Source organism: Microcoleus sp. LEGE 07076 (genome assembly GCF_015207455.1).
Taxonomy (GTDB): Bacteria; Cyanobacteriota; Cyanobacteriia; order Cyanobacteriales; family Microcoleaceae; genus Microcoleus.
This window is the reverse complement of record NZ_JADEWV010000179.1, coordinates 1-12,188: the sequence shown is the minus strand read 5'-3', so window position 1 is coordinate 12,188 and position 12,188 is coordinate 1. Positions and strand designations below refer to the sequence as shown.

Below are 12,188 nucleotides of genomic sequence, written 5' to 3'. Positions count from 1 at the left end.
TCCCTTAGCTGGTAAGCAAACTGTCGGTCACTTGGCTGAAATTGTTCCGAATCTGGGCCAATTTCAATTGAGCGATGTTCCTCCAATTGCTTATTTATCTTCTCAAATAGCCGGAGTGAACCCTAACATCAGCCAATTGCCAATTGGTCAAGCTGTAAAACAAGTACCGCAACTAGCGCAAGCAAAACTCAACCAAATTGACCTATCTGAATTTGCGATCGCCCAAATCCCCAACCTTAATAGCGTAAATTTAGAACAGTTCTCTGGCTGGTCAGAGGAACTCATCAGCAATATTCCGCTGCTGAGTCAAGTCCCACTTTCTAGTTTTCCTGTTCCTATTGCGTCTATTGGCAGCACAATCATGCGAATTGACACGATCTACAGCCGGTACGAAAGCAAACGCTCTAATACAATTTCCGGTTCAGATGTAGAAGGATTTGCGGTAGCCTGCGAGAAAGATTGCGCTTATATCGAACTCGACGACATGGAAAACGCCGGTCGCCGCGTCGCAGGGCCGCTAGAAGGGAAGCAGTGGATTAGCGGCAAATATCAGGAAGTGCGAGGCGGTTCTGGCTGTTTGACCGGTTGGGAACCGACGGGCCGGCATCCTTTTGGAGAAGTGTTTAAAGTAGTGGTAATGGAACCGTCAGAAACCAGCGATACTGTTGACACGGCTCTGTACTTCAGGTTTAGTTTGCCCTGCGGCAAATCGCCTTACATTATTGGCCCGGTTCCGTTTCTCAGTTACAGCGTTAATTCGCCTATGTTTGTCGGTCGATTGGAGGGCAGTTCTTCTAACAGTATTTCGCGTTCAAAAGGCGTCGCATCTGAAACAAAACCTTCAAAGCCGCTGAGTTCAAATCAAACTAAAGAAAACCCTTTACCAACTCAGCCTCTACCTGAATCCAAGCGAGAGTGCGCGCGCCCAGCAACTTACGTTAGCGATGTGGATGTGGCTTCATTAGGGGAGGCGTTAGCAAACTAACTCGGATTTGCGGAATCGTTAGGGTGCGTTGTGTGGCTGTAAATAGCAGAGATTTCATCGGAAGCTTAGGGTTACGCAGATCCTATCCTTTGTGCAGCTAAAGTTTAGCAAAACAGTATGATGACGAACAATCCAGACAATATCAAGGTCAAGCTCATCCCGGTATTAGGAGCGACTATAGGTGCTTTAGCAGGCATAGTCGCTATATTACAGTTCTGTGGTATCACGCTTATCAAACCTCCTGAATCGGTAACTTTCATTTGCGGTGTGAGCCTTGACGGTGTACCAACTACGTTTGCACGAGAGCTCACAAACGGGGGCATTCCAAAGAGAAAGTCAGTGATTCGCTGGGTTTCTGACTTTGGTGATAAAGTGGGCTATACACCGCAACAACGCTGTGAAGAAGTATCGAACCGTTTTCAAGATTACAATAAGCAGGGACTCCTGGATTACATAACAACTGGTAAAGAGAAGGGTTTCGACACCATCTGTGTAGCTAAAGATGAAGAACATGGTCGCCCTTGTCTTTTACTCTGGACGCTAAAGCCAGGAACAAACCCTAAACTTGTTGTCAACCAGTTATTATCAGACCATCAAGGAACAGGCTCACTAGAAGAAAGAGGTTCTAATGCCTCTGAAATCTATATTGATGTGAAAAAGTTTCTTAGCAAACTCCCTGCTGAGGAAATCCCTGCTGAGAAAAACTAAAACTCTGGGTACTCAAATGTCAGTCAATCGTCGTTATCTTACCTTAACTACCGTGAGTCTATTGTTCGCCACTGCTTGTATTGGTGGCGCAGTGACAATGGGAATGACAGGAAAAAGGATCTGGGATATTCCTGTTTTTGGACGTAGTGAGAGCGTTCAATCATTGACAAACCAACTTTCTCCAGAAGAAGTACAGCGAATCGCTCAATCTATTACTGTCAAAGTCCTATCAAACAAGACTAGCGGGTCGGGAATATTGGTTGGCAAAAAAGGAGCGAATAGCAAAAAAGAAGACATTTATAGTGTCTTAACCAATCGGCACGTCTTGGTTCCTGGTGAACCCTATCGAATCCAGACACCAGACGGTAAAATTTATCAAGCTAATGTGGTTAAGGATGTCAACTTTAAAGGTAGCGATTTGGCTTTGCTACAGTTTAGTTCTGCTCAAGATTACACTTTAGCTGAGTTGATGAGTGTATCGACACTGGCTGTGAATCAGCAAGTATTTGCCGCTGGATTTGTCTCTGACACTAAGAAGCTGGTTTTTACAAGTGGCGAAGTTTCTCTGTTGCCAGATAAGGCATTTCAGGATGGCTATCAAATTGGTTATACCAATAATGTTCAAAAAGGAATGAGCGGGGGGCCGATTCTGAATCAGCGAGGTGAAGTAATCGGCATTAATGGTATTATTGCCAATCCTATCTGGGGCGATCCTTATGTATTTGAAGATGGTTCAAAACCTAATAGCAGTGAACGTGAGAAGATGAGCCGTTATAGCTGGGGAATAGCAATTAAGACTGCTGTTGAGCTATCGCCTGAGTTTGTCGAAACCAATCAAGTGAAAGAATTAGACAGGATTGCAGAAGAGATTACGGTTCGTATTGATTTTCCTAATGGCAATGGTTCTGGGGCAATTATTGCCCAACAAAATGGACTTTTTACTAATAATTATTACATTTTGACTGCTTATCATGTCGTGGATGAAGCAGTAAAATATCAGGTTGTTACGCCTGATGGGAGGCGACATTCAGTAGATTATAGCACTGTGAAACGTTTACCTGGGGTGGACTTGGCAGTGTTGCAGTTTACTAGCAATCAAAATTACAGAGTGGCAAGTTTGGCTAGTAACTCCGTCTTTAAAGAAAATAATATTACTGGCTGTGTTTCTGGATGGCCAGTTTCAAACAATAATGCAGATAAACCTAGTCGCTTATTTTCAGTTGGTGAAACTATTAATTCCAACTCGATAGAGCTGGTCAGAAAAAATTCCAGCTCTTTGACAGACGGGTATAAAATGGTTTATTCCAATATAACAGCAGGTGGAGTGAGTGGCGGGCCAATCTTGGACATTGAGGGACAAGTAATTGGAATTCACGGAAGAGCTGATGGGGAAGAGACAATAGATCAGGCTGGTGAACGCCGTCCCATTCAGTTAGGTTATAGTTTTGGTATTCCAATTAGTAAATTTTTAGGTATGACCTCACAAATAGGAGTAAAAGTTGGTGAATTAAAAATTGATTATCCTCTATTCCCAGACCAGCCGTCAGACGGAAGAAGTGTTCGATTAACAGAAAAGACTGTAAGAAATAAAACACTTAGATACTTTTAACGATCCAGTAGAATTGACAAATTATGCAAATAGGCTGTGGAGAATATGGCAATATGAGGATGCCTTAGCAGTTTTAAATAGAGCGATCGAAATACAGCCAAAACTTTATTACGCATGGTATTTACGGGGATTAGTGCTTCAGTCACAACAGAACTCCCTGTTTAACCAACAAAAATCAAAACCAACAAATCAAGAAATATTAGCATCTTTTTCTATGGCAACTATTATTGAACCTAAGTTTTCCGCTGCTTGGCGATGGCGAGGTATGTCGCTACAACTATTAGAACGATATGAAGAAGCAATAGAATCTATCAATGAAGGGATTAGTTTAGACTCTAAAGATAGTAGACTTCATCAGCTAAAAGGTGATTTATTGAGAAAAATCAAGCAGTATGAAGAAGCAATTGCTGCATACACTCGCTCCATAGAACTTCAGCCTGATTCGTATGCTTATTTCATCCGAGGATTGCTATATGATTACAAGGAAGATCAGGAGCGCTATCTGACTATACAGAAGCAATTAAACTTGACCCTGATTTGGTTGAAGCTTATAATCGACGAGGAGTTGTTCGTTCTAAGTTAGGAGATACACAAGGAGCATTAGATGATTATGCACAAGCCATTAAGCTTAAGCCTGACTATGCAGAGGTTTATGTATGGCGAGGTGCAGTCAATTTTAAACTAAAAAATAGGAAAGAAGCATTAGCTGATTATGAAAAAGCTATTAGACTTAAGCCTAACTATGCAGAGGCGTACTTAGCACTAGGTAGTTACTACTTCGACTCAGAAAACCTAGAAGCAGCAATTACTAACTTGACGAAGGCTATTAGCCTGAATCGCAACTTGTTTGCAGCTTACTCGCTCAGGGCATCAGCTTATTATAAGCGCAATGATATTAAGCTCAATGATATACAGAATGCAATAACTGATTTCACTCAAGCAATTCAGATCAATCCTGACCATTTAAAAGCTTACCAAGGTCGCGGAAAACTGTATTATAATATAGGAAAATCTCAGAATGCGATACTTGACTTTAGCCAAGTTATTCGCCTGAAATCTAACGATTTTGAAGCTTATAATAACCGAGGAGTAGCTTATCTTAAGATTAATAATCCTCAGAATGCTCTTAATGACTTTGATCGGGGTATTGAACTCAATTCTAATTTAGCTGAAGCCTATTTAAACCGTGGAATCACTAAATCTAGCTTGAATGATTATTCAGGAGCAATTAATGATTTGACTCAGGCAATTGAGCGCCCTAGTTCTGATAATATCTGTACTGCCTGCGCTTACAAAATCAGGGGGATTGCTCAATCTCAACTGGGAAATCGTCAAGGGGCAGTTGCAGACTTAGAAAAAGCTGCACAACTTTTCCGTGAACAAGGGGATATGGCTAAATACCAATCGGCATTGGATCTACTTAGGGAAGTTCAGAAGTGATTCGATTGCAGAAATTGGACAAGTTATTGCTCGAAATGCTAGTCCGGGGGAGAGTAAAGGCAATGAGTTTTTCGAGAAAGCAGGCGAGTTGATGGCGAAGGGTTTAGTGCAGTTGGCAAAAAGCAGTCCTTACCCGGATTTAGCTTTTGTGTACGCAATTATTCAACTGCCAGATTTGGTCAAGCGCATCGACCACGCCGTTCACCGGCCCGACGGTCATCCCCTCAAAATGGATAGGTGGATTGCCTCTAGTTTTTCGCAGTTATTAAGTTCAAAAGATGCTGAAAAAACAGTGGCGGGCATTAAGGCAACCGCAGAGGCAACCTACTCCAGTTTCATTCAAAAAGATTTGTTGCGGGCATTTATTGGTCGCAGCACCATTCCAATTGCTTTAGAAGGGAAAAAGTGCATTATTTTTAAATTAGATGACCAAAGACGCACTGTAGTGGGACCGCTGTTAGCTGCTGCTATTCATTTATGTGTAGTGTCTAATTTGAGTCGGGTACGTTCTGACCCATTTGTGTACTGCTTAGACGAGTTTCCTTCTCTCAAGTTTGACAGAATGGATCAGTGGGCTAACGAGTACCGTTCAGCAGGAGGCGTGCCGATTGTTGGCATTCAATCGCTCAATCAGCTTTACAATCTCTATGGGGATAAAAAAGGGGCTGCGATCGCCAGTGCTCTGTCAACTCATGTCCTCTTCAACCCCGGCGATTTTGAGACAGCCGAGAAATATTCTAAGCGGTACGGGGAAGTGGAAGTGCTGGTAAAAAATCGATCGACCGGCAGCTCGACGGGGCAGCAAACGAGCCGTTCTGTCAACTGGAGCGAACAGTTGCAAAAGAAACCGCTGATTAGTCCTGACGAAATTCTGAGGTTTCCTCAAGGCAAGTGCGTCATCACTTCACCGGCCTACGCAACGGGGACGGAAGCTTTATTTCCCTACCCTCTCAAGATTCCGGTGCGGCCCGGCGACATAAAGCGAGCTAAAGAGTCTGAACAACTGTGGGACAGCAGCATCAGACCGCAGCTTGAAAGGCGGGCGAAAGCTTTGTCAGTAGAGCAGCAGACGGGTAAACTGCTCAATATAGATGAAGAGCTGGATCAGCGGATTCGATTCGCTCGGGCATTGCTGCCACATCCGAACGATCCAGAAGAACCCGTGACTGTGGCTGATGTTAAATCGCCTGTTAATGCTGCTGGTGCGAACAGCGCGGCTGGGAAAATAGCGGTTGGCAATATTCGGAAAAAACTCAAAACTCTGTCTTTTGGTGGCGATAGATAATGGAGCAAACTCAAGAATTTTTGGCTGACATTTTGATTGTTGACGATATTCCCGGTAACATTCAACTACTCTCTCAATTGCTAATTGAAAACGGTTACAAAGTCAGGAAGTTGATTAGTGGAGAGCGAGCTTTAAAAGCAGTAGACTTGCAAGCGCCAGACTTGATTTTGCTAGACATAAAAATGCCTGGTATGGATGGTTATGAAGTCTGCCGTCAACTTAAAGCATCTGAAGCTACTTGTGATATCCCTATAATTTTTATCAGCGCTTTAGATGACGTATTTGACAAAGTAAAAGGGTTTGAGGCGGGCGGTGCTGACTACATTATAAAACCTTTTGAGCCTGTTGAAGTGTTAGCGCGGGTATCTGCCCAACTTAAAATGCAGCGTTTACAGCAACAACTTCGCTGCGCTAACGTGCAATTGGCTGCACAAAATGTTCAGCTAAGCCAGGAAATTCAAGAAAGACAGCAAGCAGAAGCTAATTTAAGAATGCTGTTGCACGCTGTTTCGCACGATTTGCGATCGCCTCTATCGGGAATGTCGCTACTGCTGCGAAGTCGCCTCAATGATGCTGGCAGTAACATTGCTATTGATAGGCGGACTATGGAGGTTATGGTGCAAAGTTGTTCGCGCCAACTCCAGTTGATTGAGTCACTAACAGCAACACAACAGTTTGATGTGAAAAGTGCTTCTTTAGCCATGAAGCCGCTGTCGCTGCCCGCTTTAGTCCAAAATATTCTTATTGAAAGATTACCAATTCTCAACCAGCATCGAGTCAAGGTTAAGCAGCTTTTTGCAGCAGATTTGCCTTTAGTCAATGCTGATGCCCAGCAGCTATGGCGGGTGTTTGGCAATCTGATCGACAATGCTGTTAAATACAATCAGTCTGGGTTTATTTTGACTGTAGAAGCTAAAAAGGAAGGTGAGATGGTTCGCTGTACGGTTGCAGACAATGGGACCGGAATTTCTCCTCAGCAATGTGCAAGATTATTCGAGCCTTATACGAGGGGAGTTGGAGTTACTTTAAGGCAAGGATTGGGATTGGGACTTTACATTTGCAGGCAAATTGTTGAGGCTCACGGCGGAGAGATTGGCGTTGATAGCGAATTGGGAAAAGGAGCGAGGTTTTGGTTGACATTGCCAAAGTTTGAAGATTGACAAGATGCAATAATTTGCTACGCGATAGCTACGCCTCAAAAACCACTTTTTTTAGAACAATTAGAAGCTGCATTCCAACGGCTAAACCAGCCCCAAGCGCAATGCTTTAACGGCTGCCTGAGTGCGATCGCTCGCTTCAAATTTAGCTATAATCATCTCTACATGACCTTTGGCGGTGTGGACGCTCATTCCTAGTTGAGCGGCGATTTGTTTATTGCTTTTACCCTCAACTAGCTGCTGCAAAACCTGCATTTCCCGTTCTGTCAGCTTGATGTCGTCATTCGCATAGCTTTCGGGCAGTGGCATTTTGAGATTTTGCAGCACGCAGTCGGCAATCTTAGGGTCTAGGTAACTGCCACCTTCTTGCACAGCCGTAATCGCTGCTAGAAGTTGTTCTGCGTTAGTGCCTTTAACGCAGTAGCCGTGAGCGCCGCTTGACAAAGCAGCCATAACTTGAGTTGGATTGCTGTGATGGGTTAGCATCAGGATGCGAGTATGCGGCAGTGCGGCTCTGATTTGCTGCGCGGCTGCAATACCGTCGATTCCGGGCAAGTCAATGTCCATCAGCACGATGTCTGGTTGGTGTTGCAGTGCGACACTGACGGCTTCGTTACCGTTAACAGCTTGGGCGACTACGGTTAAATGGGGTTGCTGATTGAGGATATGCTTTAGACCGAGCTGCATCATCGGGTCATCTTCAACTATCAGGATGGTTTTCAGTTGGCTGATTTTTGGTTGCGTAGTGTTAATTGCAGTCATGATAAACATCTCTACTACACTTTATCTCCTCCCTATTGTTTTTCCTCATATTAAAGAGTGCCATCTTCCTATCGAGAGAACAAAAGTATTGATTTTTTGGCGATTGCGTCGGGAATAGGATAGATGTCTTTCGATAGGAGGATGGCAATACAGTCAGCTTTCCTGAGTTTTAGATAATAAAAATTATCGTGATGCGGGCAGGAAAGCCTGCGAGCGATACGCTCACGTTACCGTTTCCACCACAATTCCAGGAGAGCCATACAGTCTGAACAGATTAGATCGACACTTCGTTTATTTTATCCAAATCGATCGCACCCAAATTGATAGCTGTTGCTACTTCCTTCGGTTGAGATGTTAGATAACCGTTGAGCTTGAAAACTGTTTGTTCTGTCTCTCGTTCAATGGTAGTCAAAAGCCAATTTTGAGTTTTTCGGTGTTGTTTGCTATCCCAAGCAAACTGAACTTTTTTTGCTGGTTGAGTCGGGTGCAGTGCCAAAACAATCAGTTGCAGCTTGTGAGGCTCGATCTCGAAGAATTCAGCAGCTACCCATAACTTAACTCGGTCTTGCCAAGTCATTACAGGATGGCGAATCGCCCACTCAAATAGTCTGGGTGTTCCTTTGACTAAACCCACATTTGTACGGACTTGTATCACTTTAAATGGAGGAGAAGGGGAAAATTTTTCTTCTGTCACTCCCCTTTTTGTTCGGTCTAGTTTTGTTTGAATTGGAATGTCAACAAATAGTTTGCGCTGCGGTAAAAACAGTGATGGCGATAGTTCTTTGAGCTGGAAAACCCACTGCTGGAACTGGGGGTGACTCTTGAGAATTGGCTCGACAGGTAATCCCATTAAAATTTGCTTGACAAGCAGTTGCAAGCGTTCTTGCAGATAGGAAGGAACAAGAGGCGGCTCTTGTAGTGGGCTAGTATGAATAGTTTGATTGAGGTCTGATAGAGTAAGGAGGTACATTGCTCAGAGCATAAAAGACTGAGCAATAGCGGCGATCGCCAGAAGTCATTCGATTTTAGATTTTAGATTTTAGATTTTGGATTGACCCCACGGATAAATTCTCTTTCTTGAGGATTTTGGATTTCGGATTTTGGATTGATTCCACGGATAAATCCGGGGGTTTGTACCATCAAGAAATTCTTGGTCAGGGGGGAGTGGGGAATTAGACGGTGATTTTTCCGGTTTCTCAACTGAAAACCGTAAGGGTGCAGGCTGCTCGTTACTTAACTATACAAGTTTGGCTAAAAATGCTACTGATGAAGAAATGATATCGGCAATATCATCTGGATCGAGGGAATAAATCTTTGCTAAAACTTCTTTTTTAATTTTTTCAGAGCCTATCCTCTTGCTGCCACTCACTTGACCGATCGCCACCTCATCCAAACCGCGTTGATAAACTGATAGGGATATTTCTCCATCCAAATAAAGTTGCAGAGTCTTGGTACTGCCACCGCTTAACTTTGCCAGTTGCCGAAAGTTCTTAGAATCGGATTCGGGTATCGTTTTCCCCTTTAACCACCGATATACGGTTGAAAAATCTACTCCGATAGCGGACGCTAAAGCGCTTTGAGTCCAGCCTTCTTTCAGCAGCAGCTCGATCAACTGAGTCAGCCGCTTTTGGCGATCAAGTATGAGAGAAGACACAGAGCTAACAGTCACAAGTGCTTACCTGACGCTATTACCGTACACTATTTTACTTTCTGTAGCATAGAAACTGTTGTCTAACCTCTTCGCTACAAAAGGGAGGGATTGAGACAAGACCTTTTGAGAATCAGATAAATTACCTGGCACTATACATCATATAAGGTAAAGTCCTTGTGTTTGCAAGGTTTGAGCAATTTTTTGACGATCGCATTTTTGACTGCCCCTGCTGTATTTTACCGCCTTTCTACAAAATTTGAGCAATCAAAGCCTTAATCGATTACGCAACTACCCTTGCATTATGCAATACTTAATCTTGCACCGTGCAAAAAGGACGGAACATCAATGTCATCCTCCAACACAGTTCGCGGTTCTGATGCAAATAACTTCTCTGTTGTTCGCAGCGCTGAACTCACTGCGAGAGTTGCACAGGACTGCCTGCCAAACAAAGCCGACGCTAAAGAATTGTCTGCCCAGAGCACGCTCACTGATGCTGAAGCATTAGAATTAAGCAGCTTGGAAGCTACAGTCGAACGGAGCTTGAAAGCTTTTTGGGAAATAGGGCAAGCTTTGCGCCATATCCGCGATCGGCGTCTCTACCGACAAGAGTTCTCGACTTTTGAAGACTATTGCACTAACCGGTGGGAAATGTCTCGTCGCTCAGCTTACCAATTGATCGAGGCGGCAACCGTGTACGAAAATGTGCGCCATGGCGCACAAATCCTTCCCGCCAATGAGCGCCAAGTTCGCCCTCTAACAGCACTACCCTCCCAAGAGCAGCCTAGGGCTTGGGCCCAAGCCGTTTCTACTGCTCCGAACGGCAAACTTACGGCTTTTCACGTTGCCCAAGTTGTTGAAGAACACCAGAAAAAAATTTCGAGGGATAAGTCTAACAACGAGAACAGTTCCAAAAACCAACGAACTCAAACAGCCAATCATCCGTCAAACCGTGAAATTTCAGCATCCACTCAAGAGAATGCTGGGGAATTGGGAGCAACATCCACTCAGACAGAAACTCAATGCCGAAGCTGCTGGAATTGCTATCATTGCAGTTTTGAGCCTGTTCAAGACGACCCTCACAGTTTTTATTGTCAAAAGCTAGGCAAACTAAGCTTTATTGAGAAAGATGGTAACGAACGAGGATCTAAATGTAAATTGTGGCTCGATCGATGGATCGAGCCAGAGTTAGTCAAAAAGGCAAAACGAGCCCAACGAGATACTTTTACCTTAACTCTACAGCTCCCGATACACCTGCAAGCCCAGATGCAAGATGTGGCTAAAACTCAAGGGCTGGCTGTAGTAGATTGGGCAGCACAAATCCTTCAAGCAGCAGTTGGTAAGTAGTATTGGACTAGAAATCGTCCAAATTAAACAGCGTAAATTGGTGAGGCGATGTCGTCATCTTTCTGGGTCTGCGTTTGCCCTTAACAATTTCTTGAACTACTGGATTTGAGTGAATTGATGTCCGAACGTTCAAGTCAATAACTTCTGAGCTTTCTCCTGAACTTATTTCATGTTCGACTGGATAATCAGTATCATTTTTAGCCTGAGATTCGACAGGCTCAAACCACTCATTGTACCAATAAGCAGCGTTCATCGATCGAGGTCGATCGCTACTTAAAGTATTGCCAAGGAGCAAATCAGTTTGACCCAACCACCAAATCGGAACAGCCAGCCAAGGTGAAAACATATAAAACTGAAACAAAGCGCATTTTAACAGAGTAGGGTCTATATCTTGACCGATACCGCTCAGACAGTAATTTGACTGTGTTAACATTAAAGCACCCGTACCGCACGCAGGTTCATTGAAGCTGGAAATTCGCTCTGTCTTATCACCACTGACTAACTTAGATATCAACTGACACAAAGCTAAAGGTGTCGGATAAAACCCTGAACTTTTTTGAGCAGTCTTTACGCAAATTTGGGGTAGTAGTCTGCCCATATAATCTTCAGGATATAGCATGAGAATTGACAGGTCAAACATCTGATAGAGACGCATTGATGCACCTTCACAGCCGGCGGGTTCTTTGGGTAACATTTTATAAGCTGGATGTCCGAATGCGAACAAAACCCAGTCCAAGAAAAACTCCAAATAGTCCCAAGCTGACCAAGTTTTCCATTCTCCGTGTTTGGGAATGCAATTGAGGGTATTATCTAGCATGGCTTCTGCGGCAGGAGAATACTGCCATTCGATTTGGGGAATCGGTTCGGCTGGTAAAGTTTCCTCAATTACAAATTTGGGTAAGTTTTCGGGTTTTCTGTTCTCCAGAATGGCTAGCATTGGTTCCATCTGCCACCGCATCCAGGCATGAGCGGGGACAGCTTGACACAAAACCCAATAATCCCACCTTCCCCATAAACATCGATCTATTTGTGCAATAATTGTTAAAAGCCAGCCATGCTTTAAATCTCGTTTGAGGTTGGGGATTAGAGCTTGCTTTTTCTTGGGTTTATAGGGTTGCGCTCTGAAATGTAACAGCGTTGACTCTCTAATTTTGGAGTCAATAATTGGCAAGACAAGCTGGTTTTTCATGAGTACAAATCTGAAAAGTGTACCCATAAAAACCGCATTAGCGGTTAGCAATTGCAGT

General features: G+C 43.8%; 11 protein-coding genes and 1 pseudogene. 8 read left to right on the top strand and 4 right to left on the bottom strand.

All coding sequences use genetic code 11. The annotated features are described in order from the left end of the window. From IQ270_RS23130 to IQ270_RS23100, 7 genes and pseudogenes are all read left to right on the top strand, one after another. Positions 1–985 (top strand): annotated as a pseudogene (locus tag IQ270_RS23130) (hypothetical protein); the annotation flags it as partial. Positions 986–1,102: 117 nt separating this feature from the next. Then, a complete protein-coding gene (locus tag IQ270_RS23125) occupies positions 1,103–1,693 on the top strand; it encodes a COP23 domain-containing protein (RefSeq protein ID WP_193975543.1) in 591 nt (196 codons plus the stop codon). A 16-nt stretch (positions 1,694–1,709) separates the two neighbouring features. Beyond that, positions 1,710–3,302, top strand: coding sequence for a serine protease (locus IQ270_RS23120; RefSeq protein WP_193975542.1), 1,593 nt, complete (start codon positions 1,710–1,712; stop codon positions 3,300–3,302). 13 nt (positions 3,303–3,315) lie between these two features. After that, a complete protein-coding gene (locus IQ270_RS23115; protein ID WP_193975541.1) occupies positions 3,316–3,885 on the top strand; it encodes a tetratricopeptide repeat protein in 570 nt (189 codons plus the stop codon). Continuing rightward, positions 3,840–4,742 (top strand): tetratricopeptide repeat protein, encoded by a 903-nt coding sequence (locus tag IQ270_RS31355; protein WP_255532473.1) that lies wholly within the window; start codon positions 3,840–3,842, stop codon positions 4,740–4,742. The genes IQ270_RS23115 and IQ270_RS31355 overlap by 46 nt, the downstream gene beginning before the upstream one ends. After that, positions 4,678–6,027, top strand: coding sequence for a TraM recognition domain-containing protein (locus IQ270_RS23105; protein WP_339384284.1), 1,350 nt, complete (start codon positions 4,678–4,680; stop codon positions 6,025–6,027). The genes IQ270_RS31355 and IQ270_RS23105 overlap by 65 nt, the downstream gene beginning before the upstream one ends. Next, the gene (locus IQ270_RS23100) at positions 6,027–7,187 is read left to right on the top strand and encodes a hybrid sensor histidine kinase/response regulator (RefSeq protein WP_193975540.1); all 1,161 of its coding nucleotides are present in this window, start codon (positions 6,027–6,029) and stop codon (positions 7,185–7,187) included. The genes IQ270_RS23105 and IQ270_RS23100 overlap by 1 nt, the downstream gene beginning before the upstream one ends. Before the next feature lie 81 nt (positions 7,188–7,268). Here IQ270_RS23100 and IQ270_RS23095 read toward each other — a convergent pair whose 3' ends face one another. From IQ270_RS23095 to IQ270_RS23085, 3 genes are all read right to left on the bottom strand, one after another. Then, a complete protein-coding gene (locus IQ270_RS23095) occupies positions 7,269–7,946 on the bottom strand; it encodes a response regulator transcription factor (RefSeq protein ID WP_228056612.1) in 678 nt (225 codons plus the stop codon). A 274-nt stretch (positions 7,947–8,220) separates the two neighbouring features. Continuing rightward, positions 8,221–8,916, bottom strand: coding sequence for a hypothetical protein (locus IQ270_RS23090; protein WP_193975538.1), 696 nt, complete (start codon positions 8,914–8,916; stop codon positions 8,221–8,223). A gap of 267 nt (positions 8,917–9,183) precedes the next feature. After that, positions 9,184–9,615 carry a helix-turn-helix domain-containing protein gene (locus IQ270_RS23085; RefSeq protein ID WP_193975537.1) on the bottom strand — a complete coding sequence of 144 codons (432 nt, stop codon included), beginning with the start codon at positions 9,613–9,615 and terminating at the stop codon, positions 9,184–9,186. Positions 9,616–9,942: 327 nt separating this feature from the next. Between IQ270_RS23085 and IQ270_RS23080 the strand changes: the two genes are divergently transcribed. Then, complete coding sequence (locus IQ270_RS23080) at positions 9,943–10,941, top strand: hypothetical protein (protein WP_193975536.1); 999 nt, start codon at positions 9,943–9,945, stop codon at positions 10,939–10,941. 7 nt (positions 10,942–10,948) lie between these two features. Here the strand turns inward: IQ270_RS23080 and IQ270_RS31350 are convergent. Further along, on the bottom strand, positions 10,949–12,188 hold a 1,240-nt coding region (locus IQ270_RS31350; protein WP_228056611.1), incomplete at its 5' end, for a hypothetical protein.